This is a genomic window from Pseudomonas sp. F2, assembly GCF_057174385.1.
The window spans coordinates 5,989,285-6,013,868 of the sequence record NZ_CM169904.1; the positions used below are offsets into that span (position 1 = coordinate 5,989,285).

A 24,584-nucleotide genomic window follows, 5' to 3' on the forward strand; every position below is an offset into this window, starting at 1 on the left:
GGAGCAGTCGATTCGGCCCCAGTCAGGAGACGCGCATGAGCAGCACCTTTTTCATTCCGGCCGTAAACATCATGGGCAATGGATGCCTCGACGAGGCCATGGTTGCGATCCGCAACTATGGGTTTCGCAAGGCGCTGATCGTCACCGACGCGGGGCTGGCCAAGGCTGGCGTGGCGACCATGGTCGCCGAGAAGCTGGCGATGCAGGACATCGACTCGGTGATCTTCGATGGCGCCAGACCGAACCCGAGCATCGCCAACGTAGAATCCGGGCTGGCGCTGCTCAAGGACAGCCGCTGCGATTTCGTGGTGTCGCTGGGCGGCGGCTCGCCCCATGACTGCGCCAAGGGCATCGCCCTGTGTGCGACCAACGGCGGGCAGATCCGCGACTACGAAGGCGTTGATCAATCGAGCAAGCCGCAGTTGCCGCTGATCGCCATCAACACCACCGCCGGCACCGCCAGCGAGATGACCCGTTTCTGCATCATCACCGACGAATCGCGTCACGTGAAAATGGCCATTGTCGATCGCAACGTCACGCCGCTGCTGTCGGTCAACGACCCGGCGCTGATGGTCGCCATGCCGAAAAGCCTGACTGCCGCCACCGGCATGGACGCGCTGACCCACGCCATCGAAGCTTACGTTTCGACGGCGGCCAACCCGATCACCGATGCCTGCGCGCTGAAGGCCATGACCCTGATCAGCAACAACCTGCGCCTGGCCGTGCGGGACGGCAGCGACCTCGCGGCGCGGGAGAACATGGCTTACGCGCAGTTCCTCGCGGGCATGGCGTTCAACAATGCGTCCCTCGGTTATGTGCATGCGATGGCGCACCAGTTGGGCGGTTTCTACGATCTGCCTCACGGCGTGTGCAACGCCGTGCTGCTGCCGCATGTGCAGACCTTCAACGCGCTGGTCTGTGCCGAGCGCCTGACCGACGTCGCCCACGCCATGGGCGCGGACATTCGTGGTTTCAGTGCGGAGGAGGGTGCAAAAGCCGCGATTGATGCGATCCGTTGCCTGGCCAGAGACGTCGAAATTCCTGGTGGTCTGCGGGATCTGGGCGCCAAGTGCACCGACATTCCGGTGCTCGCCACCAACGCGCTGAAAGATGCCTGCGGCCTGACCAACCCACGGGCGGCGGACCAACGGCAGATCGAGGAGATTTTCCGCAACGCGTTTTGATAGGCGTCGTTCTGATATTTTTAGCCGAGCTCTCCGGTCCCTTCGCGAGCAGGCTCGCTCCCACATTTTTGAACGCCTTTGAGTTGAAGAAATGCGATCTCTGTGGGAGCGAGCCTGCTCGCGAAAACTGAATTCCAGGCACTGGGGAACCATGATTCAGAACGTCAGCCAACAGGCAACCCATTGCGCTCAAATACCCCACCAAACTGAATCAACACCACCCCGCCAATCAGCAACAACGCGCCCAACACCCGCGACACCGTCAGCTGTTTTTCCACCAGCCCGAACAACCCGAAGTGATCGAGCAGCATCGACGCAATCACTTGCCCGGCCAACGCCAGCGCCACAAACCCCGACGCGCCGAGTTTCGGCAGCAACATCACTGCCAGCGCCACGAAACACACACCGAACGCACCGCCAGCCCACATCCACAACGGTGCCTTGCTGATAAACCCCGGCGACGGCAGCGGCAGGCGCAACGCCAGAATCACCGGCAACAACACCAACACACTGACCAGCAACGAGGCCAGGGTTGCCCACAGCGGATGGCCGAGGTTCCGCGCCAGATTGCTGTTGATCGCACTTTGAAACGGCACCACCGCCCCGGCTAACGCGGCCAGCAGCAACAGGCCGGCCCACTGCAACGCACTCATGATCACACTCCAACAGGTTTTGCTGGACTCTAGAGTATTCGTCGCGCAGATTTAAATTCCGTTTTGTCATCCAGAACATGTACAAGATGAATGATCTGCGCCGTATCGATCTCAACCTGCTGGTGATTCTCGATGCCTTGCTCAGCGAGCAACACGTCACCCGCGCCGCCGAGCGGCTACACCTGAGTCAACCGGCGGTCAGCCATGCGCTGGCGCGTCTGCGCGACGTGCTCGGCGATCCGCTGCTGGTGCGCGCCGGTTCGACGCTGGTGCCCACGGCGCGGGCGCTGGAACTGGTCGCGCCGCTCGCCGAAGCGTTGGCCCAAGTGCAATCGCTGCTGGCGCCGAACACGTTCGTTCCGGGCTCTGCGCGGCGGACCTTTCGCGTGGCGATGTCCGACTACGGCGCGGCCATCATCCTGCCTGGACTGATCCGCACCTTGCGCCGCGAGGCACCGGACATCGATCTGCAGATCAGCCACGCCAGCCGCGAAGGCATGCTCGACGGTGTGCTCAACGGCGACATCGATTTGGCCGCCGGGGTGTTCCCGGAAATGCCCAACGAATTGCGCAGTAGCGTGCTGTTCGAAGAACGCTACGTCTGCCTGCTGGATCGCCGCAGCTTGCCGGCCGACGGCGTACTGGATTTGCCGACCTATCTGTCGCGCCCGCACGTGTTGCTGGAAATGCGCGGCAGCGGCACCCCGGAAATCGAACGGGCCCTGACCGCATTGCGCGAACGCCGCCGCGTCGCCATCAGCCTGCCGCACTGGAACGTCGCGCCACAGTTGATCAAAGGTACGGATCTGATTCTCACCGTGTCGTCGCGCAGCGTGCGCGACATTGATCAACAGCAATTGATTGTGCTGCCACCACCGTTCGAGATTGCACCGTTCACCTTTGTGCTGGCGTGGCATAAGCGCCGGGGTGGGGATCAGGCGTTGAACTGGTTGAATCGCCGGATTGAGGAGGGGATAGTGCGCGGCTGAACACGTTATCAAGGAGTGGGAGGTGACAGTGAAGTCTGGATGGATCGGCTGGGTGGCCCTGAGTGGGTGGTTGATGGCGGGGCAGGTGTTGGCTGATTGCGTGCCAACACCGATGGCAGGAGATCTGGATCTTTCTGTCTGCAAGGAGTGGCCTGCATATCCAGGATTAACCATCAACGCCACTGCACAGTTTAAGCGCGGATCCCCATCTGATGACCCTGAGGCGCTGAGTACCTACGATTTCGACTTGTCCGTTCTGGACACTGCTCAATCGAAGCCCATTGCGACGTACTACAAAGCGGCTGCATTCGTATTGGATGGCGTCAGTTTGCGAGAAATAACGCTCGATACGGCTCGCTACACACTGACTACCGATCTTCGTGCCTTTGGCGTACGTGCGTTATCCACTAACGGATCCCGGATCAATCCGATGGAGGAAAACCTGCTTTCGCTCTACGTGAAAGAGGGCGAAAAATTGCGCCCGGTATTGGATAAATTAGTGGTTTATCGGTATGGCGGCGAGTGGGATGGTGACTGCGAAGGCGAGCGATATGAGATTTCAAGAACAGTAGAAATCGCTAAAACGAGCTCTCACGGCTTTGCAGATCTGATTGTCAAAACCTTGGAGAAAGACACAACAAGTGTGGGGACGGGAGACGCATGTAAAACTGAAACCACTGACAACCAACCCGTTTTGACAACATTGCACTACGACGGAAAATCCTACGTTTTGCCAAACGGTTTCCAAGGCCTGTAACCCGCCAGCCATACACAACAGCTATCAAGGAAGAACCATGCTCAACCCCACCAGACTCCTGCTCGCCCTCGGTTTGCTGGCCATCACCACCCAGGCCCACGCCGCCTGCACTACCCAGAGTTTCGACGGCAAATCCATGTCGCGTTGCAACGTCTGGCCGGCATTTCCGAGTCAGGCGATTTCGGTCAAATCCACCTACCTCGCCGACTCCGGTGGCGACGATGCCGGGGCGTTCGATCTGGAGCTGGCGCTCCTCAATGCGAGCAACGCCAAACCCATTGCCACTTACCATAAACCGGGCGCGTACAACTCCGATGCCGTGCGTCTGGAGGATGTACGCATCGATACGGCGCGCTACCGGTTGACCCCGGACGTCCGGGCTTTTGGGCTGCGGGCGAAATTCGCGCACAGTTCCCACGCCATCCCCTACGAAAAAACCGATCTGGCGCTGTATGTGCGCGAGGGCGACGAACTGCGTCCGGTGCTCGAAGGGCTGGTGGTGTACAAGCACCACGGTGAATTCACCAGCAAGTGTGAGGGCTATAACCGAAAAATCCGCCGCACCGTCGAGATCGGGCCTGCGATGCACCATGGTTTTGCCGATCTGATCGTCACCACCAGTGGCAGCAAAATGAAAAACACCCAATCTGGCAATCAGTGCGTATCGAAAACCACCGAGTTGAAGAAAAAGCAGGTCACCCTGACGTACGATGGCCAGCAGTACGCCGTCCCCGAAGACCTCAGAGGTTACTGATCCCGATGCTCACCAGCCTCAATCACCTGACCCTTGCCGTCAGCGACTTGCCACGCAGTCTGGCGTTCTACCGTGACGTGCTGAATCTGCGTGTAGAAGCCACGTGGGACGCCGGGGCCTATCTGTCGCTGCCCGGGCTGTGGCTGTGCCTGTCGCTGGATGCGCAGCGCCGCGGCGAGCCGTCCGTCGACTACACGCATTACGCGTTCAGCCTGGCTGAGGCGAATTTTGCGTTGTTCGTGCAAACGCTAAAAGCGGCGAACGTGCGGGAGTGGCGTGACAACCGCAGCGAAGGTGCTTCGTTCTACTTCCTTGATCCTGATGGCCACAAGCTCGAAGCGCACGTCGGCGATCTGGCCTCGCGACTGGCAGCCTGTCGCTTGAAACCGTACTCGGGGATGCGTTTTTACGACGAGTCATGATCAGGCGTCGCAGGCTGATATAGACTGGCCATCATTTGCACTGGCGACAGCAGGTTTTTCATGACTCCATCGCTGCTAATGGCCGTTCTGGCTTCTGGTTTCATTTACGGCATCACACCCGGGCCGGGCGTTCTTGCGGTGTTCGGCATCGGCGCGGCACACGGGCGTCGGGCCGGGGCGGGGTTTCTTTGCGGGCATTTGCTTGGTGATGTGGTCTGGTGCAGTACCGCGCTGATCGCCATCGTCGGCGCCCGGGAAATCGGCAGCACGGCCTTTGACGTGCTCGGCGTACTCAGCGGCTTGTACCTGTTCTGGCTTGGCTGGCGCGCAGTGCGCGCCCAGCGGCGCAGCGATGATCAGCCGCAGGGCGCTGCGCGTCAGCCGTTCTGGCACGGAATCCTGTTTGGTTTGACCAATCCCAAGGCCTACCCGGTGGCGGTGGCGACGTTTACCGCGTTGCTGTCGAGTCGTGCCGAACTGCTCAACTGGTCGATGCTGCCGGCGCTGATCGCCCTGAGCTTCCTTGGCGGTTTGCTGGCCTACGCTATTCTGATCGGCGTGGTTGGCGCCCGCCGCGTACGCACGCTGTATCAGCGCCACGAGCTGATGATCACGCGTTTATGTGGCGTGATGTTTATCGGTTTTGCCATAAACGCACTGATGCACGCACTACCGGGATTGCTGCCGAACAAGGCTTGAAATTGTGTGCAGGGATGCTTGATCAAGGGCAAGGATGGTTGAACAGTGCTGCATTGTCCGGACACCCACGCTGAACCATGGAAAGCCGAAACTCCGCGCCGTTGGCGAGTTATATGGACCTGTTGCTGGATGCCGTTTGTGCGGTGGACAGGCAGGGCCGTTTCGTTTTTGTCAGTGCCGCCTGCGAGCGCATTTTCGGTTATACGCCTGACGAGTTGATCGGCCGGCCGATGATCGAACTGGTGCATCCGGCGGATCGCCAGCGCACGTTGGCAGCGGCCAGTGACATCATGGGCGGTGAACCGAAACATAACTTTGAAAACCGTTACGTGCGCAAGGACGGGCGCATCGCGAACATACTGTGGTCGGCGCGCTGGTCGGAGGTCGATCAGCTGCGCATCGCCGTGGCCCGCGACATCACCGAGCGCAAGCAGGCGGAATCGCGTCAGGCTGCGCTGTATGCCATTTCCGAAGCGGCGCATGTCGCCGAAGACTTGCTGGCGCTGTTCAAACGCATTCACTTGATCATCGGTGAATGGCTGCCGGCGCTGAATTTTTCCGTGGCGCTGTACGACGAGCACGGTGCGCAGCTGAATTTTCCCTATCACGTTGATGACCTCGAATCGCAGCCCGAGCAACCGGGCACCGTCACCGGGCGTTTGTGTGCCCAAGTCATCCGCAGCGGTCAGCCGATTCTGCTGACGCCCGACAACCCCGACGCCTCATCCGATTTCGCGGCGCTGGTGGCGGGGCAGGATTCACCGTGCTGGCTTGGTGTGCCGCTGAATTCGAAAAACGGCACCATCGGTGCGTTGATCGTCAAAAGCCTGCCGGGCGGCGAACGTTACACCGAACAGGACAAGGAACTGCTGCAATACGTCTGCGCCCAGGTCGCCACCGCCATTGAGCGTCAGCAACTGTACGCACGGCTCAAGCGCATGGCGCAGTACGATCAATTGACCCAGTTGCCCAATCGCGGATTACTCAAAGACCGTCTCAAGGCTGCACTGGCCGGCGCCCGGGATGCGTCGGGAAACATGGCGTTGCTGTACGTCGATCTGGATCGCTTCAAACAGGTTAACGACACCTTTGGCCACGCGGTCGGCGACATGCTGTTGCAAACCGTGGCGAGTCGGCTCAAGGGCTGCGTGCGCGATACCGATACCGTGGCGCGCATTGGTGGCGACGAATTCGTGGTGCTGCTGCACAGTATCCACGCCGCTGAAGACGCCGACAGCGTGGCCGAGAAAATCCGCCAGGTGCTCGTGCAACCCATGCGTCTGGACGGTCACAACCTGCATATCGAGCCAAGCATCGGCGTGGCCCGTTATCCTGAACATGGCAGCGAGGAGCAGCAACTGTTCCGGCATGCCGACCAGGCGATGTACGCCGCCAAACGCCTCAATCATCGGCTGGTTGATATCTGAACCGGTGCGCGCCGTTCGTCGCGGCGCAGGCAACTTTTCTAAACCTTTGGCAGCCCGGCAATTCTCAATCTAGGCGGGCACCTGCTCGCCAACGATCAACACCAAGAGGAAGAGAATCATGCCTAACTCAAGAAACTCCAACTCGGGAAACTTCGCCAACGATCGAACGAAGGCCTCTGAAGCCGGTCGCAAAGGTGGGAAAACCACCACCACGACAGTCGACAAAGAGCCTGCGAAAGCCGAAATGGGCCGCAAGCCAGCTCAGAAGTCGAAGTAGTCGGCGAGGTTGTTTTGATTGAGAGGCGGGGGCGCAAGCCCCCGCTTGAATTTGCAAAGATAGGAGGGCGCGACCATGAGCCGGATGGCCACGCAGATACGTCATTTAAGTGTTGCCACCCTGTTGGGTTTGTTCGCTGGCACGGCATTCGCCCAGTCGCCTGCCGACTTCATCAACGATGCATCTGCCAAAGGCATGGCCGACATTGAAGCCAGCCGCCTGGCGCACCAGAAATCCGAATCCAAAGAGGTCAAGGATTACACCATCGTGGTGATCAATGACCGCACCACGGCCAACCAGCATCTGGCGAAGATCGCCAAGAAACTCGATTTGCCGGTCGCACCCCGTGAAGAAATCGCCGACAAGGCCAAGAGCATGATCCCGCAGGTCAAGGACGGTGAAACCTTTGACCAGGCCTACGCCGCCAGTCAGGTGAAAGCGACCGAAGAGGCCATCCAGCAGATCCAGCAGGAAGCGCAGTCGACCGATGTGCCGGAAATCAAGGCTTTTGCCGACGAGACACTGCCAAAACTGCAAAGCCATCTGCAAATGGCCCGGGCGCTGCAAGCCAGCCGCTGATACCGCCTGTAAAGCAAAAAGATCGCAGCCTGCGGCAGCTCCTGCATAGAACGGTGCGGGAGCTGCCGCAGGCTGCGATCTTTTGCTTTTTTAACTGTATTTAGCAGTCATTCAAATCCTGCTTCGGCTTGCTCTTCTCCCCCAGACCCTCAAGATCGAACACCTCGCTTTCCCCCAGGCTGCGGTAATGCTTGCGCAACGCCTCGAGTTGTTTGAGATCCAGCGACTCCAGCCCGAGCATCGCGTTCTGCGCCTCCTTGTTCACCCGCAATAACTCATCAAGCTTCAGATGCAGGATGTCGGTATCACGGTTCTGCGTGTTCTGGATCAGGAACACCATCAGAAAGGTGATGATCGTGGTCGAGGTGTTGATGATCAGTTGCCAGGTGTCATTGAAATCAAAAATCGGCCCGCTCAACCCCCACAGAAAAATCAGGATCAACGCGCCCATGAACGTTTTCGGGCTGCCGGCCCAAAGGGCCAGGGTCTGGGAGATTTTGGCGAATTTCATTGCGATGTTCCTTATTGTGAGAGCATGAAATTCAGACACCCGGGATGCGATGAAAATTCTACTTACAATTGAAACCTGCCAATCATTGCGAGCAACCAGACACTCTTGGCAATAGGCCTCCCTGGAACTGCCCGCAGCGCTGCCTGTATGGTGACGAACCGCTGGAATGTCCCGACAGGAGAACGCAATGAGTTGGTCCGCCAGACAATACGTCGCTTTTGAAGATGAACGCACCCGCCCGGCCCGAGATCTGCTGGCGGCGATTCCCACGGTTCAGGCGCGATCGGTGGTCGACATCGGTTGCGGCCCGGGTAACTCCACCGAGCTGCTGGTGCAGCGTTTTGCGCAGGCGCAGGTCCGGGGACTGGACAGCTCGCCGGACATGATTGACGCGGCGCGCAAGCGCTTGCCTGACGTGCAGTTCGAAATCGCGGAAATCGATAGCTGGGCGGATCAAGGGCCGTTCGATGTGATCTTCGCCAATGCCGTGCTGCAATGGGTGCCGGATCACGCGACGTTGCTGCCGGCGTTGGCGGGTAAGCTGTCGGACGGAGGCAGTCTGGCGATCCAGATGCCGGACAACCTCAACGAGCCTTCCCATCGACTGATGCGCGAAGTCGCCGCCAATGGCCCATGGGCCACCAAACTGGCTGGCGCCGCCGGGCAGCGCACCGACATGGCGAGTGCCAGCGATTACTTCTCGATGTTGCGTCCGCACTGTTCGCGGGTAGATGTGTGGCGCACCACCTATCACCATCAACTCGCAGACGGCGCGGCGGGTGTGGTGGAGTGGTTCAAGGGCAGTGGTTTGATTCCGTTCTTGAACCCGCTGACTGAAGAGGAGCGGGCGCAATACCTGCAGCAGTATCTGGCGGCGGTGGCCAAGGCTTATCCGGCGTTGCCGGATGGCTCGGTACTGTTGCCGTTTCCGCGGTTGTTTATCGTCGCGACTCGCTGAAGCCAGCCTTCAGCCGCCTGTAGTGAGGGGATTTATCCCCGATGGACTGCGCAGCAGGCCCTTTAAGCGGGTGCTGCGCACCCATCGGGGATAAATCCCCTCGCCACATATTGTTTGTTCAGATCAGCGCTGCACCGCCACCAACATCATCATCGGCCGCTCCCGTTCTTCCGCCAGCGCCGGTTGCGCCGCCACCTCTGCATCGCTTGGTCCCCATTCGTTGACATGGCGAATGGCAAAGCCCGCCGCGATCAACGCATTCAACAGCGTGCCCATCGTGCGGTGCTGCTTGATTACCCCTTCGGCCAGCCAGTGGGTCACCCGCTCGCCTTCCATCTGATAGCTGTCCAGCGGCCAGCGCTTGTGGCCATCGCTGTCGACCAGCCAGCCTGGATTGCGCGGCGCCATGAAGATCGGATGCTCGATGGAGAACACAAAATGCGAACCCGGTTTCAGCGCCGCGTACAGATGAGCGAACAGCCCTGGCAGATCCTTGATGTAGTGCAGTGCCAGCGAACTGTAGGCCAGATCGAAACGGCAGACCGGCAGGTCGAGATGCTCAAGGTCGGCGCGCTCATAGCGGATGTTCGCCGCCGCAGTGGTCTCTCGCGCGCGCTCGAGCATCTTTTCCGAGACATCCAGCCCCAGCACCTGAGCGGCGCCGTGCTCACTGGCCCAGCGGCTGAACCAGCCATAGCCGCAGCCGAGGTCGACCACATTCAAGTCGTGCATCGATGGCAGCAACGCTTTGAGCGCCGGCCATTCCGGCGCGGCATCGAGACCGCCGATGGAGCGGTTCATCTGGCTATAACCCTGGAAAAAATCAGGATCGTCGTAAATATTTTGCGTCATGGGGAAATACTCTTTTGAGTTCGGTCATCAGCGGCACAGGGGCCGCGCCATGGAGTCCCTCGAAAGTCAAAACGCGTATTCGTCGATGGCCGCGCAGGGGAGGGTGGTGGGTGATGGGGAAATGCTAGCGGAGGGCCGGATTTGTATTCAACCTTGCTGCAAGACCTTCAACGCTGCCGAGGCCAGAAACCCCGAACGACTTTTTTCTTCCGGGTGATGAAGCACATATTCATCAATGCGGTTGAGCAGATAGCCGGGCAGTGTGATGTTGAGTTTCTGCGCCTTGCCCAGGTATTTGGTAACGTCGATATCAACCACAGCCCAGGCACAACCGGCGTACTGCGGATTCGCTACGTGCACGCCAAGCTTGCTGGCTGGCGGGATCGGCGCACCGTCCTCTGCCAGAATTTCGAAATGACCCTCAATGGCTTCGCGAGCCATCGCGACGGCATCATCCAGATCATCCCCGGCAGAAAAACAGCCGGGAATATCCGGCACTTCCACTCCCCAGGCATGTTCTTCATCACCTATTGAAATTGCGATCGGGTAAAGCATGTTCGTGGACCTCCTGGACGCTGTCGGTGGCGTGAGTCAAAGCAGCGCCTGTTTCAAAATGCTGATGGCCGTTTTTTTAAGCAGATCCTTCTTTGGATGCGGCACCGTCACCAGACCAGGTTTGATGGGATGTTTGAAGTGATGATGACTGCCCTTGACCCGCACCAGATACCAACCGTCTGCGACGAGTTGACCGATTAAAAAGCGGCTATTCACAACACCTCCTTGTGGTGTGCTTGGTGGGTACTATAACTACTGATTTTTTTTGATCAACACTATAACCACCAAGCGGTCATCGTCTTTTAATTGGCTCGCTGGCAAGGTCCAGTCTAGGCTGGGGCTTCGCGTTGGAATGATGGGTGTGTTGCAGGCCTTTACGGGGCAATGCGGACAAATCCCGGACACAAAAAAAACCGGCCCTGTAGGCCGGTTTTTTCTGTTCCTGCATCCCGCGTCATAACCACGACGTGAGACCCGATTGAGTGGAGCGGGTAGAGGGAATCGAACCCTCAACTAAAGCTTGGGAAGCTTTCGTTTTGCCACTAAACTATACCCGCTCAGAGCGGCTGACTTTGTACCAGAGTCGGGCGCGAATTTGAAGGTTTTCTTTTCCTCGCAGCGCGTTACAGCATTGAAAACGGTCATTCGCGGGCGAATCTGCAGGGCCATCGATACTGGTTTTTCAGCCCCACAGACCCGCTCGCGACGACACTTTTTCAAATGGCCAGTGCATGGTGATCCTGAACGAACGCATAACGCGTTCGGCTCGTTTGCTGTGACGGTTTCAGGAAACCAAGCAGGGCGTTCTGGCTATCGCGGCACGCAGCCTTGTGCTCCATGTCGAGGAAGTGCCCAGTAGCCTGCAGCGTGGTGAAGGTGCTGTGCGCCACGTGGTTGCCGAACAGTCGGGCGTCTTCGGCGGCGGTGTATTCATCCCATTCGCCGTTGAGGAACAGCACCGGCACGTTGATTTTCTTCGCTGCGTTCAGATAGCACTGACGATCACTGTGCAACACGTCGTTGATGTGAAAGTGCATCTGCCCGTATTCGTGCTCGGCCAGGCTGCTGACGTGGCGATAGTTGAAGCGCTTGAACAGTGACGGCAGGTGTTTGCCAATCGTGTTGTTGACCAGGTGCCCGACCCGATCACCATCGCGCTGGCCGAGGTAGTCGACACCGCGCTCCAGGTAATCAAGCATGTGTGCGTTGATCACTGGCGAGAACGAGCTGATCACGGCTTTTTCGATGCGCCGAGGCTGATGGGCGAGGGCGACCATGGTCGCGGCGCCGCCCCAGGAAAACGACAGCACGTGTTCGGCACCGAAATGATCGATCAGCTCCAGCAGGATCTCCCCTTCGACTTCCTTGGTCAGATGTTTCTCGTGACGGTTGTGGATTTTCGACCTGCCCGCGTAGGGCTGGTCATAGCAAACCACGTTGAATTGCGGGTGCAGATTTTTCACGGTTTGAGCAAACGACGCAGTCGTGGCCATCGAGCCGTTGACCAGGATGATGGTCTTTTCTGCGGCGTCTGCGCGATAGAACTCCGTGTAAACCCGATACTGACCCTGTATATCCAGCACAGCGATTTCTGGCCTCATGTCATAAGACTCCTGGCAAGCAAGCGGGTATGCGCGCAAATAGAGATTGCACGAGCTTTGTGACAGGTAGGCATACGCCTGGAATTTGCTTGGCCCATGTCGATCCATGACTGCGGTCGACGGGTGTTGTTATTGGCGGGCAGTCTGCCGGCTGAGGCGCAACCCGGAGGGCTGACGACCGGCAAAAAGTTTCTTGGATGTATGTTGTGACTCATCGGTCACAATTTGGCCGACGTCCTGATTCAAGCAGTGGGATGGGGATCGCGCAAGTGCCGTTGGTAAATTGTTCGACAACTTCTGCTGAGCGGTCGCCGGCTTAGAACAAATGAATCTCTTCGGTGCGCAAAGCGCGGTATTCGCCCGGTTTTAGCGCGTGATCCAGCGCCAGCGGGCCCATGGATTCGCGGTGCAGGCGCAGCACTTTGTTGTTGAAGTGACCGAACATGCGCTTCACCTGATGGTAGCGACCTTCGACGATGCTCAGCCGCGCAGCTCGTGGGCCGAGCACTTCCAGCTGCGCCGGTTGGGTGGTCAAGTCTTCGAAGGCGAAATAGACCCCCTCGGCGAACTTGATCGCATATCCCGGGCCGATTTCCTGTTCGGTCTCGACGTAATAGACCTTTGGCAGTTTGGTCTGTGGCTGGGTCAGACGCCGTGACCAGCTGCCATCGTTGGTGATCAGCATCAGCCCGGTGGTGTTGAAGTCCAGACGCCCGGCGATATGCAGGTCGTCCTTGTCCGGTTCATGGATCAGATCGAGCACGGTCGGGTGCTGCGGATCGCGGGTCGCACTGACGCAGCCAGGCGGTTTGTGCAGCATGAAGTAGCGCGCCGGTTTACCGCTTTGCAGCACTTCGTTGTCGACTTCGACGCGGCTGAATTCCAGGACTTCGCTGTGGGGATCGCTGACGACTTTTCCGTCAATGCGCACGCGCTTTTCCACCAGCAACAGGCGAACCTGCTGACGGTTATAGCGGGGCAGGTTACTGAGGAAACGGTCGACGCGCATGGTCAGAAATCGGCAGGTAGCGGGGCACGCATCTTACGGGATCGACGGCTTGGCCGCTTGCAGTTGCGCCTCGACCTGGGCGCAACGCGGGCACAGGCAGGACTTGTCACGCAGCTCCGGCGGCAGCGCTTCAAGGACTGCCGGATCGATGGATACGCCGTAGCACCAGCAGGCGCGGTCGGCGGTGCGCGGGTCGGCCAGGGTGCAGTCGTTGCGCGCGCCGCAGGCCGGGCAGAGGTCGGGTTTGGTGTCGGAATCAGGCATAAGTCGGATGAGGCATTTCCACGCAGGTGCGGTTACGGCCGGTTTGCTTGGCCCGTTACATCGCATGATCGGCCCGGGACGGTAGCCTGTGCAAGCTCGAAGGCCAGCTGTGGGTGCAAGCCTGCTACCACAGAGGATTTTCAGTGTGACTGACGCCGCTGATCTGAAGCCTTTCCACGCCCGGCACTTGCCCCGGAACTGACAGTCAAAACTGTGTCGGCTGCGCTGTCTTGCTGCGGCCGCTGGTCTTTCAGGAGGCCGTCATGAGTACTTCAAAACTGTTGCGCCGGGTGCTGCTGGGAGCGGTGCTCGGCCTGGGTCTGTCCGGTTGTTATTACTACGCCGGGCCTTACGACACTTATCCCGCCACTTACTACTACCCCGGCTATTATTCGCCGTATTACTACGGCGGATATTACGGACCGCGTTACTACGGCGGTGCTCATTATTACTACGGCGGCTACGGCTATCGCGGCGGTTATGGACGCGGTTACCACGGCGGCGGCTATCACGGTGGGCACCACTGATCGGTGGCTGAATGAAAGCGTTTTCCAAATGAACAGGATTTCATCAATCACATGTTTCAACTTGTTACGAAAGCGCACCAGATTCGGAAAACGCTGTCAGATATTGCGTCAGTCACCGAATAAACGACTGATGCCTGCCAGCGTCGCTGGTGCGGCTACCCGCGGTCCAGGAGGCCGCCATGTATCGACGAATTCTTCTACTTGCTGCGATGATGTTTTCCGTTGCCGGTTGCGCTCCTTACTCCTACGCAGACAGTTACTACAGCTCGGAGGTCTACACGTCACCCGCTCCGGCGTACTACAACACTGGCGGCACCTATTACAGCGGTGGCAGCACCTACTACTCGGCCCCTCGCTACTACCAGGCGGCCCCGCGTTACTACCAGCCAGCGCCACGTTACTACTCGGCGCCGCGCTACTACCAACCAGCGCCGCGCTACTACGAAAGTCGTCGCTGGCACGACAATGATCGCGGGCGCTGGGACGGTCACCGCGGTGGGGGTTGGGATCGGGACCGTGGTGGCCGTGATCATCACGGTAACCGCGGTGACCACGGCGGGCGAGGCGGTCGCTGGTAATCATCCGCAAACAAAAAAGCGGCGCATTGAGCGCCGCTTTTTTTCTGCCTGCGATTTGCCGGGCCGTCAGTAAACCGTCAAATCCGCCAACGGATGCCGACCTTCCCACACCTTGTGAAAATGCGCCTCGACCACCGCCTCCGGCACATTGTTGATATCCGGCCAATGCCAGTGCGGCTTCTGATCCTTGTCGATCAATCGCGCCCGCACCCCTTCGCTGAACTCCGGATGCCGGCAGCAATTGAGGCTCAGGGTGTATTCCATCTGAAAGACTTCAGCCAGTGACAGGTAGCGGGCGCGGAGGATCTGTTCCCAGACCAGATGTGCGGTCAGCGGCGAGCCTTCGCTCAGGGTTTTCGCGGCGCGGGCGATCAGCGGGTCGTTGCTGTCGCGTTGCAGGCTGATGGCTTTCCAGGCGCAGATGACGTTGCTGACGTCGAGCAGTTCGTCGATCTGCTCGCGGCGCGGCAACCACTGCGCTTCGGGCATCTGCTCGACGGCTTCCTGTTGCAGGGCCTTGAGCAGACTGTTGAGTTGCATGTCGGTCTGTTCCTGCCAGTTGAGTTGCAGCAGGCCTTCGATCAGTTGCGGTTGCTGCTCTTCAAGCAGAAAGCGGTCGGCCAGATCCAGATCGATCGCATCACGCCCGTTCATGTGCGCACCGGTCAAACCGAGGAACAAGCCGAGCTTGCCCGGCAACCGGGAGAGAAACCAACTGGCCCCGACGTCCGGATACAATCCGATGGTGATCTCCGGCATCGCCAGGCGACTGCTCGGCGTGACGATCCGCGTGCTGGCACCTTGCAACAGGCCCATGCCGCCGCCGAGCACGTAACCGTGGCCCCAGCAGATCAGCGGTTTGGGGTAGGTATGCAGGCTGTAGTCCAGGCGATATTCGGCGGCGAAAAACTGCGCGGCCAGTGGCGGGACTTCGCCGGGATGGGCGCGGCAGGCTTCCACCAGGCTGCGCACTTCGCCGCCGGCGCAGAATGCCTTGGCGCCGTTACCGCGCAGCAGCACGCAGACGATTTGTGGATCCTTGGCCCAGGCGTTCAGCTTGTCGCTCAGGGCGTTGATCATCGGCAAGGACAGCGCGTTGAGCGACTTTTCAGCATCCAGGCTGGCGATACCGAGGCGGGCGCCGTCAGTGCCGGTGAGTTCTTCGAAGTGCAGATTCATCGTGACCTCGATCGGGAATTTGAACGATCAGTATGATCGCTGTGCGGGAAAGTGCCGGATCTCTGTCAGATCAATTGACAAGCGTGGTCGGCTTTCCTAGGGTTCGCCCCATTGTTTTTGCCGGGTATGACCATGACTGCTGACGACCGTATCAAACTCGAACCGAGCTGGAAGGAGGCACTGCGTGCTGAATTCGACCAGCCTTACATGGCAGAGTTGCGCAATTTTCTGCAGCAGGAGCGGGCGGCCGGCAAGGAGATCTATCCGCCGGGGCCGCTGATTTTCAACGCGCTGAATTCGACGCCGCTGGATAAGGTCAAAGTGGTGATCCTCGGCCAGGACCCGTACCACGGCCCGGGCCAGGCCCATGGCTTGTGCTTCTCGGTGCAACCGGGCGTGCCGGCGCCGCCATCGCTGGTCAACATCTACAAGGAGTTGAAACGCGACCTGAACATCGACATCCCCAATCACGGTTACCTGCAGAGCTGGGCCGATCAGGGCGTGTTGATGCTCAACACCACCATGACCGTCGAGCGCGCCAATGCCAACGCGCACAAGGATAAAGGCTGGCAGTTCTTCACCGACCGGATCATTGAGGTGGTCAGCGAACGTCAGCCGCATCTGGTGTTCATGCTGTGGGGCGCGCATGCGCAGAGCAAACAGAAGCTGATTGATGCGACCAAGCACCTGGTGCTGACCTCGGTGCACCCGTCGCCGTTGTCGGCATATCGTGGCTTCCTGGGCTGCGGGCATTTCAGCCGGACCAACAAGTTTCTTGAGCAGAATGGTGAAGCGCCGATCGAGTGGCGGTTGCCGCCGGTTTGATCGGTTGACCGGGCTGGCCCTATCGCTGGCAAGCCAGCTCCCACAAGGTTTCAGGGGTGTACACACGATTTGTGGCAACCACAATCCTGTGGGAGCTGGCTCGCCAGCGATGAAGTCGACTCGGTATCACTCGGGATTACGGTTCCAATACTTGAACAACGGCTCCGCCAGAAACAGCACAAACAACAGCCGCATCACTTGCATCGCCGTCACCAGCGGCACCGACAGTTGCAGGGTTTCCGCCGTCAGACTCATTTCGGCAATGCCGCCGGGCATCATGCCCAACGTCAGCGAACGCAGATCCAGATGGGTCAGTGCACTCAAGCCCAGTGCCGCCAGGGTGGCGATCAACATGGTCAACGCCGTGCCGATCAACGTACGCCCCATGAATGACGGCGCGCGCCGGAAGAACTGTCGATTGAAGTGACAGCCCAGCCCGCTGCCGATCAGCCACTGGCCGATCTGGCTGCCTCCGTCCGGCAGGCCAATGTGCAAATCCCAGGTAATGCTCACCGTGGCACTGACCAGCAACGGGCCGAACAGCCACGGATTGGGTTGACGCAAACGCTGCCAGAGCCAGGCGAGCAGGGCGCCTGTGGGAAACAGAATCGCCAGCCAGCGCCAATCGACGCTGCCGGCGTGGGAAATCGGCGTGCCGTCGCCCAGCAGATATTTGAACGCCGCCGGTACACACAACACCACCGCCAGCACCCGCAGACTCTGCCCGGCCGCGACATGGCTGAGCAGCGCACCGTTGCGCGCGCCGAGATTGACCATCTCCCCGGAGCCGCCGGGCATGCTCGAGAAAAACGCCGTGGCGCGATCTTCGCCGGTGCGGCGCATCAGCCACACGCCGACCACCGCCGAGAGACTGGTGACCAGCGCACCGAAGAAAATCAGACCGAAGTGACTGAGCACCTGCTCCAACACCAGCGGGGTGAAGTGCAGGCCGATGCCGATGCCGACAATCCATTGCCCGCATTTGCGCCCGCCGGGGATTTCCGTAAGTTGCCACGGGGTCAGGCAGCGCACCAGGATGATCGCCAGCAACGAGCCGATCATCCACGGTAGCGGCCAGCCGATCTGGCTGGCGATAAAACCGCCAAGCAGACCGACCAGCGGGGTAGCCCACCAGCTTCTGAGGGACGAACGATCAGACATCGGCGATGGTGCGTTGCGCTGCCGCACGTTTGCGCCAGATGCGGATGATCGGCATCAGCAGCATGATCCCAGTCAGTACCCAGACGCCGAGCGTGATCGGGCTCGACCAGAGGATTTCCAGCGCACCGTTGGAGATCGACAGGGCGCGACGCAGGTTCTGCTCCATCAGTTCGCCAAGGATGAAGCCCAGCAACAGCGGCGACAGCGGGAAGTCCAGCTTGCGCAGGATGTAGCCGAAGATGCCGATACCGATCATCAGGAACAGGTCGAACGTGGTGGCATGCACCGCATACACGCCAATCCCGGTAATGATGGCGATGACGGGCACCAACGCCCAGTTCGGCACGGCGAGGATGCGGGTGAAGATGCGGATCATCGGGATGTTGAGGATCACCAGCATGACGTTGGCGATGAACAACGAAGCGATCAGGCCCCAGACGATGTCCGGTTGCTGTTGGAACAGCAGCGGCCCCGGAGTGATGTTGTACAGCGACAGGGCGCCGATCATCACCGCCGTGGTGCCCGAACCGGGAACGCCGAGGGTCAGCATCGGCACCAGTGCACCGCAGGCGGCACCGCCAATGGCGGTTTCCGGCGCGGCGAGGCCACGGGCATCACCCTCACCGAACTTGCCGCTGGCGCCGGCGATGCGTTTCTCGGTCATGTAGGCCACGGCACTGGCGAGGGTCGCGCCGGCACCGGGCAACACGCCCATGATGAAACCCAGCACGCCGCAGCGGACGTTGACCACGAATACAGAAGCCGCTTCCTTGAAGTTGAACATCATCCGGCCGGTGGCTTTCACCGCTTCCTGGCCGTGGTGGGTTTTTTCCAGCAGCAGGAGAATTTCGCTGATGGAAAACAGGCCCAGCACCAGCACCACGAACTGAATGCCGTCGGTCAGGTGAATGTTGTCGCCAGTGAAACGGTACACACCGCTGTTGGCGTCGATGCCCACGGTCGACAGGAACAGGCCGATCAGCGCCGCGATAAACGTCTTCAGCGGACGATCACCGGCCATGCCGCCAAGACAGACAATCGCGAACACCATCAGTACGAAGTATTCCGCCGGGCCGAAAGCAATCGCCCATTTCGCCAACAGCGGGGCGAACAGCACCATGCCGCAGGTGGCAATGAATGCACCGATGAACGAACTCCATGCCGACAGCGACAGCGCCACACCGGCCAGACCTTTGCGGGCCATCGGGTAACCGTCGAGGGTGGTCATCACGGTGGAGGCTTCGCCTGGAATGTTCAGCAGGATCGAGCTGATCCGCCCGCCGTATTCGCAGCCCAGATACACCGCCGCCAACAGAATCAGCGCCGACTCCGGCGGCAGGCCAAGGGCGAATGCGATCGGGATCAGCAGTGCCACACCGTTGATCGGACCCAGGCCCGGCAACAGGCCGACAACAGTGCCGATCAGTGTGCCGCACAGCGCGGTCACCAGGTTGTAGGGGCTCAGCGCAACGCCAAAACCCTGACCCAAATAGCCAAGAGTATCCATATCAGTTCTCCAGAACGCTGAGCAGGCCAAGGGGCAGCGGAACGTCCATCAAACGGTCGAACAGCAGGTAAAGACCGATGGCCATCAGGCTGATGATCGCCACGCTCGGCAACCAGCGACCGCCGTACAGGCGTGCCATCGGGATGCCGGTGATGACGCTGGCGATGATGAAACCCAGCGATTCAAATGTGCCGGCGAACACCAACAGCAGGACGACGCAGATGCCGATCTTGATCAGGGTTTCGCGATCCAGCGGCGGTTCGTCCGCGCTGTGTTTGATGGGGGCCGGGCGGAACACCATGTACAGTAGCGCCAGGCCCATCAGGCCGAGCATCAGCAGGGGAAAGGCACGCGGGCCGACCGGTTCATAAGAAAAAGCCGCTTGATACGGCCACGCCATCAGCGCCAGGCCGACGCAGGCCAGCAATAGCACCGAGGCGAAAATGCGTTGTAAGAGCATGGGAAACTCCTGTGCCGAGGCCTCGATGCGCGAGGCCACAGCCGCTAGACAGAGACGATCACTGAATCAGGCCGAACTCTTTGGCCAGCACCTTGTAGTCCGCCACCTGCTTCTTCACGTAGGTGTCCAGCTCCGGGCCGGTCATGGCGAACGGGAACAGTTCACGCTGATCGCGCAGCTTGGCGAAATCGTCCGAGGCCAGCAGTTTGTCGAAGGCGTCTTTCCACCAGGCGTAGTCTTCGTCGCTGACTTTTGGCCCGAGGTAGAAACCGCGAACCACTGGCCAGACGATGTCGTAACCCTGCTCGCGGGCGGTCGGGATGTCTTTCATTTCCGGCTCGTCGAGGCGTTTGTCGGCAAATACTGCCAACAGGCGCATGTCACCGCTCTGGATGTGCGGCATGGAGTCAGAGATGTCGGTGCTGCCGACCTGGATGTGCCCGCCAAGCAGCGCGGTAGCAATTTCGCCGCCACCTTCGAGGGCGACGTAACGCAGGTCACGCGGGTTGATCCCGGCAGCCTTGGCGATCAGGGCGGTTTGCATCCAGTCCTGGCTGCCGACGGTGCCGCCGGAGCCGATGACCACCGAGCTCGGATCTTTCTTCAAGGCTTTGACGAGATCGTCGAGGGTCTTGTAGGGAGAGTCGCTTTTCACCGCGATGGCGCCGTAGCTGGTGCCGACGGCCGCGAGCCAGCGCACATTGGTTTCATCGAAACGGCCGAACTTGCCTTGCGCCAGGTTCAGCAGCGAACCGCTGGACCACGCCACCAGCGTGCCCGCATCGGCCGGACGCTGAGCGACGACCGCGTTGTACGCCACCGCGCCGACACCGCCGGGCATGTAGGTCACACGCATCGGTTTGGTCAGCAGTTTTTCATTGACCAGCGCGCTTTGCGCCAGTTTGCAGGTCAGGTCGAAACCGCCGCCGGGGGAGGCCGGGGCGATGCATTCCGGGCGCTTCGGTTCGGCCATCAGTTGGCCGGCGAACAGCATGACGCCAGCGGCCAGAGCAACTTTACGCAGTGATAAGTTCATTGGTTTCTCCACGGTCTTCTTGTTGTAGGGCTTTTTGCAGGAGCTGCCGCAGGCTGCGATCTTTTGATCTTCCAACCCGCAGCATTTCAATCAATTACCAAAGGGCAACGCTATAGCTCACCAGCAGACGCACTTCATCGGCATCGCGAGCGGAGTAGTTGGAACGGTAGGTGGCATTACGCAGGCGGACGGCAACGTCCTTCAAGGCGCCGCTTTGTACTACATATTTGATCTCGGTGTTGCGCTCCCACTCTTTGCCTTCATCGCCATTCTTGAGCTTGATGTTGTCACCGCTCAGGTAACGGCTCATGAACGACAGGCCGGGGATGCCGAGGCGCGCAAAGTCGAAGTCGTAACGCGCCTGCCACGAGCGTTCTTCGGCGCCGGCGAAGTCGTTGATCTGCACGAAGTTGACCAGATACGGGTCGCTGCCATCGACATACGGGAAGGCGCTGTCGCCGGACATGTGCTGATAACCGGCGGTGAACTTGTGGCCGCTCAGGGCATAGCTGACCAGGCCATTGAGCGAGCGGTTGTCGATCTCGCCACCACGGGCCGCGCCCTGATCGTCACTGACCGCAAAACGCAGGTCGGTGGCGAATGTGCCCGGGCCCATCGGCCGCGAGGCGACCAGCCCGAAGAAATGCTGGTTGTAGACTTCGTCAAGTTGGGCGAAATGGTAGCTGCCGGTGATCTTGTCGGTGAACTTGTAGTCCACGCCCGCAAAATCGAAATGCTTGCCGGCCACGGTGCCAGCGAAACGGCTGTTCTTGTTGTTGAGGGCAATGTCCTCGAAATCGGTGCTGTCGCGATCCTTGGCTTTCTCCAGACGCCCGCCGGTGAAGGTCAGGTTCTTGATCTCTTTGGAGGTCAGTAAACCGCCTTCAAAGGTCTGCGGCAGGATGCGCCCGTCGTTCGGTTTGAGGATCGGCAATTCAGGCATCAGGCTGCCGATTTTCAGTTCGGTGGCGGAGATTTTCACTTTGCCGGTCAGGCCGACTTTGGAGTATTCGTCAGCGGCGCGCCCGTCATCGTGGGTCGGCAACAGGCCGGTGCCGGTGCGATCCGGGCTCGAATCAAGTTTGACCCCCAACATGCCCAGCGCATCGACACCGAACCCCACGGTGCCGTCGGTGTAACCCGATTGCAGGTTGAGCATGAAACCCTGGGCCCATTCATCCCGCTTGCTTTGCTGGGCGCTGGTGCCGTCGCGAAAGTCACGGTTGAAGTACATGTTGCGGGTTTCGAAGGTGGCGGAACTGTCTTTGATGAAGTCGGCGTAGCTCAGCGGTGAAAAACCGGCGAGGGCGGCGGCACTGGCGAGGGCGGTGTGGCTGAAACGCAAAGGGCGAGCGGGCGTGAAAGCCTTGGTCTGCAAGGACGGCATGCGCGGTGTACTCCGTTTATTGTTCTTATTGGTCGAAAACGCTTCGTGGCGTTTTTCGTAGCGCTGTGTGGCAGCAGCGACGGCAGTCGAAACTGTCCGTGACCGGACTCTAACGGCCTAACCTTTCGCTAACCTTTCAGCTGGATTTCGCGGTTTTCGGGCTTCACAGTGGCGGTTGCGGCTGTAAACTCCGCGGCAAAGAATGGCGTCGGCCATCCCTGAATGAGGTAAGGATCCATGCGTGTTCTGCTCGTCGAAGACCATTTGCAGCTGGCCGAAAGCGTCGCCCAGGCGCTCAAGAGCACCGGTCTGACCGTGGACGTGCTGCACGATGGCGTGGCCGCCGACCTGGCGCTGGGCAGCGAGGAATACGCGATGGCGATCCTCGATGTCGGCCTGCCGCGCATGGACGGGTTCGAGGTGCTGGCGCGCCTGCGCGCACGCGGCAAGAACCTGCCGGTGCTGATGCTGACGGCGCGCAGCGATGTGAAGGACCGCGTACACGGCTTGAATCTCGGCGCTGACGATTACCTCGCCAAACCGTTCGAACTGAGCGAACTCGAAGCGCGGGTCAAAGCCCTGCTGCGACGCAGTGTGCTCGGTGGCGAACGCCAGCAGCGTTGCGGCGTGCTGGCCTACGATCTCGACACCCGACGTTTCAGCCTCGGCGAAGAATTGCTGACCCTGACCTCTCGCGAACAGGCTGTGCTCGAAGCATTGATCGCCCGCCCGGGACGGGTGATGAGCAAGGAGCAACTCGCCGCGCAGGTGTTCGGGCTCGACGAAGAAGCCAGCCCCGACGCCATCGAAATCTACGTGCATCGCTTGCGCAAGAAACTCGACGGCCAGCCTGTGGCGATCGTGACTTTCCGTGGCCTCGGTTACCTGCTGGAAAGCCGCGATGCATAAGCCCAGCAGCCTGCGCTGGCGGTTGCTGTGGAACCTCGCGTTGTTGCTGGTGGTATTGATGCTCGCCAGTGGTTTGAGCGCGTACTGGAACGGACGCGAAGCTGCCGACACGGCTTACGACCGAACCCTGCTGGCCTCGGCGCGAACCATCGCCGCCGGCCTCTCGCAACGCGACGGTACGCTCAGCGCCGATGTGCCCTACGTGGCCCTCGATACTTTCGCCTACGACAGTGCCGGGCGGATCTATTACCAGGTCAACGACATCCACCAGAAGCTGATTTCCGGCTACGAAAACCTGCCCGGGCCGCCACCCGGTACGCCAAGAACCGACGATTACCCGGCGCTCGCGCGCTTCTACAACGCGACCTATCGCGGGCAGAACGTGCGCGTGGTCAGCCTGCTTAAAGCGGTCACCGAACCGAACATGAACGGCATGGCGGAAATCCGCGTCGCCGAAACCGATGAGGCGCGCGTCGCCATGGCGCGCAGTCTGGCGGCCGATACGCTGTTGCGTCTGGGCATGCTCGCGATCGGTGCATTGTTGCTGGTGTGGTTCGCGGTGAGTGCTGCGCTGCGCCCGCTGGAACGTCTGCGCACGGCGGTGGAGGAGCGCCAGCCCGATGATTTGCGGCCGCTGCCGCTGGTGGAGGTGCAACATGAATTGTGGCCGCTGGTGCGCGCGCTCAATCACTTCACCGAGCGCCTGCGTGGGCAGTTCGAGCGGCAGGCGCAGTTCATTGCCGATGCCGCTCACGAACTACGCACGCCACTGGCAGCATTGAAGGCGCGGCTGGAGTTGGGGCTGCGTTCCAGCGAGCCGGAAACCTGGCGCACGACCCTGGAGTCATCGGCGCAAAGCACTGACCGCCTGACCCATCTGGCCAATCAACTGCTGTCGCTGGCACGGGTGGAAAACGGTGCCCGGGCGATTGCCGAGGGCGGCGCGCAATTATTGGATCTGAGTCAGTTGGCCCGCGAACTGGGCATGGCCATGGCGCCTCTGGCCCACGCGCGCGGCGTCGCACTGGCGCTGGAGGCGGATGAACCGGTATGGCTGCGCGGCGAGCCGACGTTGCTCAATGAACTGTTGAGCAATCTGGTGGACAACGCCCTGGCGCATACGCCACCGGGCGGCAACGTGATTCTGCGGGTCGCGGCACCGGCGGTGCTTGAGGTTGAAGATGACGGGCCGGGGATTCCGCTGGAGGAGCGTGATCGGGTGTTTGAACGCTTCTACCGGCGCAATCAACAGGTGGCGGGTTCAGGGTTGGGGCTGGCGATTGTCGGAGAGATCTGCCGGGCGCATCTGGCGCAGATCACCTTGCATGATGGCGAGCAGGCCGGTTTGAAGGTTCGGGTGAGTTTTATTGCCGGATAGCAGCCGAGATGGCTTTTGTGGCGAGGGCGCTTGCTCCCGCTCGGCTGCGCAGCAGTCGTGATCCCTGAGTGCAAGGTTTGCCTGATGAAGGGAGGCCGCCTGGTTTTGGGGCTGCTTCGCAGCCCAGCGGGAGCAAGCTCCCTCGC

General features: G+C 60.2%; 29 protein-coding genes and 1 tRNA gene. 15 read left to right on the forward strand and 15 right to left on the reverse strand.

Translation table 11 applies throughout. The annotated features are described in order from the left end of the window. Nucleotides 1–35 precede the first annotated feature (35 nt). A complete protein-coding gene (gene yiaY, locus AC193Q_RS27045; RefSeq protein ID WP_483879017.1) occupies nt 36–1,184 on the forward strand; it encodes an L-threonine dehydrogenase in 1,149 nt (382 codons plus the stop codon). A gap of 164 nt (nt 1,185–1,348) precedes the next feature. Here yiaY and AC193Q_RS27050 read toward each other — a convergent pair whose 3' ends face one another. Then, complete coding sequence (locus AC193Q_RS27050; RefSeq protein ID WP_483879018.1) at nt 1,349–1,837, reverse strand: DMT family transporter; 489 nt, start codon at nt 1,835–1,837, stop codon at nt 1,349–1,351. A gap of 77 nt (nt 1,838–1,914) precedes the next feature. Here AC193Q_RS27050 and AC193Q_RS27055 point away from each other — a divergent pair, with 77 nt between their 5' ends. The 8 genes from AC193Q_RS27055 (at nt 1,915) to AC193Q_RS27090 (ending at nt 7,741) form a co-directional block, all read left to right on the forward strand. Continuing rightward, complete coding sequence (locus AC193Q_RS27055; protein ID WP_483879019.1) at nt 1,915–2,826, forward strand: LysR family transcriptional regulator; 912 nt, start codon at nt 1,915–1,917, stop codon at nt 2,824–2,826. A 22-nt stretch (nt 2,827–2,848) separates the two neighbouring features. After that, complete coding sequence (locus AC193Q_RS27060; protein ID WP_095667310.1) at nt 2,849–3,583, forward strand: PA3715 family protein; 735 nt, start codon at nt 2,849–2,851, stop codon at nt 3,581–3,583. A gap of 37 nt (nt 3,584–3,620) precedes the next feature. Next, on the forward strand, nt 3,621–4,337 hold the full coding sequence (locus AC193Q_RS27065; protein WP_121184174.1) for a PA3715 family protein: 717 nt from the start codon (nt 3,621–3,623) through the stop codon (nt 4,335–4,337). Nucleotides 4,338–4,342: 5 nt separating this feature from the next. Then, a complete protein-coding gene (gene fos / locus AC193Q_RS27070; protein ID WP_047292227.1) occupies nt 4,343–4,759 on the forward strand; it encodes a fosfomycin resistance glutathione transferase in 417 nt (138 codons plus the stop codon). Between the two features lie 60 nt (nt 4,760–4,819). Then, nucleotides 4,820–5,458 (forward strand): LysE family translocator, encoded by a 639-nt coding sequence (locus AC193Q_RS27075; protein WP_047292229.1) that lies wholly within the window; start codon nt 4,820–4,822, stop codon nt 5,456–5,458. 77 nt (nt 5,459–5,535) lie between these two features. Further along, on the forward strand, nt 5,536–6,885 hold the full coding sequence (locus tag AC193Q_RS27080) for a sensor domain-containing protein (RefSeq protein WP_483879020.1): 1,350 nt from the start codon (nt 5,536–5,538) through the stop codon (nt 6,883–6,885). Between the two features lie 118 nt (nt 6,886–7,003). Further along, complete coding sequence (locus AC193Q_RS27085; RefSeq protein ID WP_080963245.1) at nt 7,004–7,162, forward strand: KGG domain-containing protein; 159 nt, start codon at nt 7,004–7,006, stop codon at nt 7,160–7,162. A gap of 75 nt (nt 7,163–7,237) precedes the next feature. Next, nucleotides 7,238–7,741: a DUF4142 domain-containing protein gene (locus AC193Q_RS27090; RefSeq protein ID WP_047292232.1), complete on the forward strand. Its 504-nt coding sequence runs from the start codon at nt 7,238–7,240 to the stop codon at nt 7,739–7,741. A gap of 100 nt (nt 7,742–7,841) precedes the next feature. Here AC193Q_RS27090 and AC193Q_RS27095 read toward each other — a convergent pair whose 3' ends face one another. Next, nucleotides 7,842–8,252: a low affinity iron permease family protein gene (locus AC193Q_RS27095; protein WP_027614440.1), complete on the reverse strand. Its 411-nt coding sequence runs from the start codon at nt 8,250–8,252 to the stop codon at nt 7,842–7,844. 187 nt (nt 8,253–8,439) lie between these two features. On the opposite strand from AC193Q_RS27095, the gene tam reads away from it, so the two are divergent. Beyond that, on the forward strand, nt 8,440–9,210 hold the full coding sequence (tam, locus tag AC193Q_RS27100) for a trans-aconitate 2-methyltransferase (RefSeq protein ID WP_047292235.1): 771 nt from the start codon (nt 8,440–8,442) through the stop codon (nt 9,208–9,210). Nucleotides 9,211–9,333: 123 nt separating this feature from the next. On the opposite strand, the gene AC193Q_RS27105 is transcribed toward tam, so the two are convergent. The 7 genes from AC193Q_RS27105 to AC193Q_RS27135 all read right to left on the reverse strand — a co-directional run bounded on the left by AC193Q_RS27105 (nt 9,334) and on the right by AC193Q_RS27135 (nt 13,491). Further along, nucleotides 9,334–10,062, reverse strand: coding sequence for a class I SAM-dependent methyltransferase (locus tag AC193Q_RS27105; RefSeq protein WP_121184178.1), 729 nt, complete (start codon nt 10,060–10,062; stop codon nt 9,334–9,336). Nucleotides 10,063–10,209: 147 nt separating this feature from the next. After that, on the reverse strand, nt 10,210–10,617 hold the full coding sequence (locus AC193Q_RS27110; protein WP_047292246.1) for a type II toxin-antitoxin system HicB family antitoxin: 408 nt from the start codon (nt 10,615–10,617) through the stop codon (nt 10,210–10,212). A 36-nt stretch (nt 10,618–10,653) separates the two neighbouring features. Next, on the reverse strand, nt 10,654–10,833 hold the full coding sequence (locus AC193Q_RS27115) for a type II toxin-antitoxin system HicA family toxin (protein WP_007963251.1): 180 nt from the start codon (nt 10,831–10,833) through the stop codon (nt 10,654–10,656). A 267-nt stretch (nt 10,834–11,100) separates the two neighbouring features. Then, nucleotides 11,101–11,174, reverse strand: a tRNA-Gly gene (locus AC193Q_RS27120). A 159-nt stretch (nt 11,175–11,333) separates the two neighbouring features. Further along, entirely contained in the window at nt 11,334–12,218 is an 885-nt protein-coding gene (locus AC193Q_RS27125) for an alpha/beta fold hydrolase (RefSeq protein WP_047292252.1), read from the reverse strand. 316 nt (nt 12,219–12,534) lie between these two features. Next, entirely contained in the window at nt 12,535–13,227 is a 693-nt protein-coding gene (locus AC193Q_RS27130) for a pseudouridine synthase (RefSeq protein ID WP_483879021.1), read from the reverse strand. Nucleotides 13,228–13,260: 33 nt separating this feature from the next. Continuing rightward, nucleotides 13,261–13,491 (reverse strand): cysteine-rich CWC family protein, encoded by a 231-nt coding sequence (locus AC193Q_RS27135; RefSeq protein ID WP_047292254.1) that lies wholly within the window; start codon nt 13,489–13,491, stop codon nt 13,261–13,263. A 263-nt stretch (nt 13,492–13,754) separates the two neighbouring features. Between AC193Q_RS27135 and AC193Q_RS27140 the strand changes: the two genes are divergently transcribed. Together AC193Q_RS27140 and AC193Q_RS27145 are read left to right on the forward strand one after the other, a co-directional pair. Continuing rightward, the gene (locus AC193Q_RS27140) at nt 13,755–14,018 is read left to right on the forward strand and encodes a hypothetical protein (RefSeq protein WP_121184182.1); all 264 of its coding nucleotides are present in this window, start codon (nt 13,755–13,757) and stop codon (nt 14,016–14,018) included. 179 nt (nt 14,019–14,197) lie between these two features. After that, nucleotides 14,198–14,596, forward strand: a complete 399-nt coding sequence (locus tag AC193Q_RS27145) for a hypothetical protein (protein WP_007963255.1) — start codon at nt 14,198–14,200, stop codon at nt 14,594–14,596. A gap of 66 nt (nt 14,597–14,662) precedes the next feature. Here the strand turns inward: AC193Q_RS27145 and AC193Q_RS27150 are convergent, their stop codons facing one another. Beyond that, a complete protein-coding gene (locus AC193Q_RS27150; RefSeq protein WP_121184183.1) occupies nt 14,663–15,775 on the reverse strand; it encodes an enoyl-CoA hydratase/isomerase family protein in 1,113 nt (370 codons plus the stop codon). Between the two features lie 132 nt (nt 15,776–15,907). On the opposite strand from AC193Q_RS27150, the gene ung reads away from it, so the two are divergent. After that, complete coding sequence (gene ung / locus AC193Q_RS27155) at nt 15,908–16,600, forward strand: uracil-DNA glycosylase (protein WP_086792240.1); 693 nt, start codon at nt 15,908–15,910, stop codon at nt 16,598–16,600. Nucleotides 16,601–16,726: 126 nt separating this feature from the next. Here the strand turns inward: ung and AC193Q_RS27160 are convergent, their stop codons facing one another. The 5 genes from AC193Q_RS27160 to AC193Q_RS27180 all read right to left on the reverse strand — a co-directional run bounded on the left by AC193Q_RS27160 (nt 16,727) and on the right by AC193Q_RS27180 (nt 22,151). Continuing rightward, a complete protein-coding gene (locus AC193Q_RS27160; RefSeq protein ID WP_121184185.1) occupies nt 16,727–17,761 on the reverse strand; it encodes an AbrB family transcriptional regulator in 1,035 nt (344 codons plus the stop codon). After that, nucleotides 17,754–19,268 (reverse strand): tripartite tricarboxylate transporter permease, encoded by a 1,515-nt coding sequence (locus AC193Q_RS27165; protein WP_047292269.1) that lies wholly within the window; start codon nt 19,266–19,268, stop codon nt 17,754–17,756. The genes AC193Q_RS27160 and AC193Q_RS27165 overlap by 8 nt, the downstream gene beginning before the upstream one ends. Before the next feature lies 1 nt (nt 19,269). Next, complete coding sequence (locus AC193Q_RS27170) at nt 19,270–19,728, reverse strand: tripartite tricarboxylate transporter TctB family protein (protein WP_041070398.1); 459 nt, start codon at nt 19,726–19,728, stop codon at nt 19,270–19,272. A 58-nt stretch (nt 19,729–19,786) separates the two neighbouring features. Next, nucleotides 19,787–20,764 carry a Bug family tripartite tricarboxylate transporter substrate binding protein gene (locus AC193Q_RS27175; RefSeq protein ID WP_041070529.1) on the reverse strand — a complete coding sequence of 326 codons (978 nt, stop codon included), beginning with the start codon at nt 20,762–20,764 and terminating at the stop codon, nt 19,787–19,789. Nucleotides 20,765–20,858: 94 nt separating this feature from the next. After that, nucleotides 20,859–22,151 (reverse strand): OprD family porin, encoded by a 1,293-nt coding sequence (locus tag AC193Q_RS27180; protein WP_121184187.1) that lies wholly within the window; start codon nt 22,149–22,151, stop codon nt 20,859–20,861. Nucleotides 22,152–22,388: 237 nt separating this feature from the next. On the opposite strand from AC193Q_RS27180, the gene AC193Q_RS27185 reads away from it, so the two are divergent. Both AC193Q_RS27185 and AC193Q_RS27190 read left to right on the forward strand, forming a co-directional pair. Beyond that, nucleotides 22,389–23,060, forward strand: a complete 672-nt coding sequence (locus AC193Q_RS27185; RefSeq protein WP_041070394.1) for a response regulator — start codon at nt 22,389–22,391, stop codon at nt 23,058–23,060. Then, the gene (locus tag AC193Q_RS27190; protein ID WP_086792025.1) at nt 23,053–24,438 is read left to right on the forward strand and encodes a sensor histidine kinase; all 1,386 of its coding nucleotides are present in this window, start codon (nt 23,053–23,055) and stop codon (nt 24,436–24,438) included. The genes AC193Q_RS27185 and AC193Q_RS27190 overlap by 8 nt, the downstream gene beginning before the upstream one ends. Nucleotides 24,439–24,584: the final 146 nt, after the last annotated feature.

What these genes read in the sequence shown, in the direction of transcription:
- AC193Q_RS27105 (WP_121184178.1), bottom strand. Translation starts at nt 10,062, where the DNA reads ATGACGCAAAATATTTACGACGATCCTGATTTTTTCCAGGGTTATAGC.
- AC193Q_RS27160 (WP_121184185.1), bottom strand. Translation starts at nt 17,761, where the DNA reads ATGTCTGATCGTTCGTCCCTCAGAAGCTGGTGGGCTACCCCGCTGGTC.
- AC193Q_RS27140 (WP_121184182.1), top strand. Translation starts at nt 13,755, where the DNA reads ATGAGTACTTCAAAACTGTTGCGCCGGGTGCTGCTGGGAGCGGTGCTC.
- AC193Q_RS27095 (WP_027614440.1), bottom strand. Translation starts at nt 8,252, where the DNA reads ATGAAATTCGCCAAAATCTCCCAGACCCTGGCCCTTTGGGCCGGCAGC.
- AC193Q_RS27110 (WP_047292246.1), bottom strand. Translation starts at nt 10,617, where the DNA reads ATGCTTTACCCGATCGCAATTTCAATAGGTGATGAAGAACATGCCTGG.
- ung (WP_086792240.1), top strand. Translation starts at nt 15,908, where the DNA reads ATGACTGCTGACGACCGTATCAAACTCGAACCGAGCTGGAAGGAGGCA.
- AC193Q_RS27090 (WP_047292232.1), top strand. Translation starts at nt 7,238, where the DNA reads ATGAGCCGGATGGCCACGCAGATACGTCATTTAAGTGTTGCCACCCTG.
- AC193Q_RS27065 (WP_121184174.1), top strand. Translation starts at nt 3,621, where the DNA reads ATGCTCAACCCCACCAGACTCCTGCTCGCCCTCGGTTTGCTGGCCATC.
- AC193Q_RS27175 (WP_041070529.1), bottom strand. Translation starts at nt 20,764, where the DNA reads ATGAACTTATCACTGCGTAAAGTTGCTCTGGCCGCTGGCGTCATGCTG.
- AC193Q_RS27165 (WP_047292269.1), bottom strand. Translation starts at nt 19,268, where the DNA reads ATGGATACTCTTGGCTATTTGGGTCAGGGTTTTGGCGTTGCGCTGAGC.
- AC193Q_RS27125 (WP_047292252.1), bottom strand. Translation starts at nt 12,218, where the DNA reads ATGAGGCCAGAAATCGCTGTGCTGGATATACAGGGTCAGTATCGGGTT.
- AC193Q_RS27185 (WP_041070394.1), top strand. Translation starts at nt 22,389, where the DNA reads ATGCGTGTTCTGCTCGTCGAAGACCATTTGCAGCTGGCCGAAAGCGTC.
- AC193Q_RS27130 (WP_483879021.1), bottom strand. Translation starts at nt 13,227, where the DNA reads ATGCGCGTCGACCGTTTCCTCAGTAACCTGCCCCGCTATAACCGTCAG.
- AC193Q_RS27170 (WP_041070398.1), bottom strand. Translation starts at nt 19,728, where the DNA reads ATGCTCTTACAACGCATTTTCGCCTCGGTGCTATTGCTGGCCTGCGTC.
- AC193Q_RS27085 (WP_080963245.1), top strand. Translation starts at nt 7,004, where the DNA reads ATGCCTAACTCAAGAAACTCCAACTCGGGAAACTTCGCCAACGATCGA.
- AC193Q_RS27145 (WP_007963255.1), top strand. Translation starts at nt 14,198, where the DNA reads ATGTATCGACGAATTCTTCTACTTGCTGCGATGATGTTTTCCGTTGCC.
- AC193Q_RS27135 (WP_047292254.1), bottom strand. Translation starts at nt 13,491, where the DNA reads ATGCCTGATTCCGACACCAAACCCGACCTCTGCCCGGCCTGCGGCGCG.
- fos (WP_047292227.1), top strand. Translation starts at nt 4,343, where the DNA reads ATGCTCACCAGCCTCAATCACCTGACCCTTGCCGTCAGCGACTTGCCA.
- AC193Q_RS27050 (WP_483879018.1), bottom strand. Translation starts at nt 1,837, where the DNA reads ATGAGTGCGTTGCAGTGGGCCGGCCTGTTGCTGCTGGCCGCGTTAGCC.
- AC193Q_RS27075 (WP_047292229.1), top strand. Translation starts at nt 4,820, where the DNA reads ATGACTCCATCGCTGCTAATGGCCGTTCTGGCTTCTGGTTTCATTTAC.
- AC193Q_RS27150 (WP_121184183.1), bottom strand. Translation starts at nt 15,775, where the DNA reads ATGAATCTGCACTTCGAAGAACTCACCGGCACTGACGGCGCCCGCCTC.
- yiaY (WP_483879017.1), top strand. Translation starts at nt 36, where the DNA reads ATGAGCAGCACCTTTTTCATTCCGGCCGTAAACATCATGGGCAATGGA.
- AC193Q_RS27055 (WP_483879019.1), top strand. Translation starts at nt 1,915, where the DNA reads ATGTACAAGATGAATGATCTGCGCCGTATCGATCTCAACCTGCTGGTG.
- AC193Q_RS27080 (WP_483879020.1), top strand. Translation starts at nt 5,536, where the DNA reads ATGGAAAGCCGAAACTCCGCGCCGTTGGCGAGTTATATGGACCTGTTG.
- AC193Q_RS27190 (WP_086792025.1), top strand. Translation starts at nt 23,053, where the DNA reads ATGCATAAGCCCAGCAGCCTGCGCTGGCGGTTGCTGTGGAACCTCGCG.
- tam (WP_047292235.1), top strand. Translation starts at nt 8,440, where the DNA reads ATGAGTTGGTCCGCCAGACAATACGTCGCTTTTGAAGATGAACGCACC.
- AC193Q_RS27180 (WP_121184187.1), bottom strand. Translation starts at nt 22,151, where the DNA reads ATGCCGTCCTTGCAGACCAAGGCTTTCACGCCCGCTCGCCCTTTGCGT.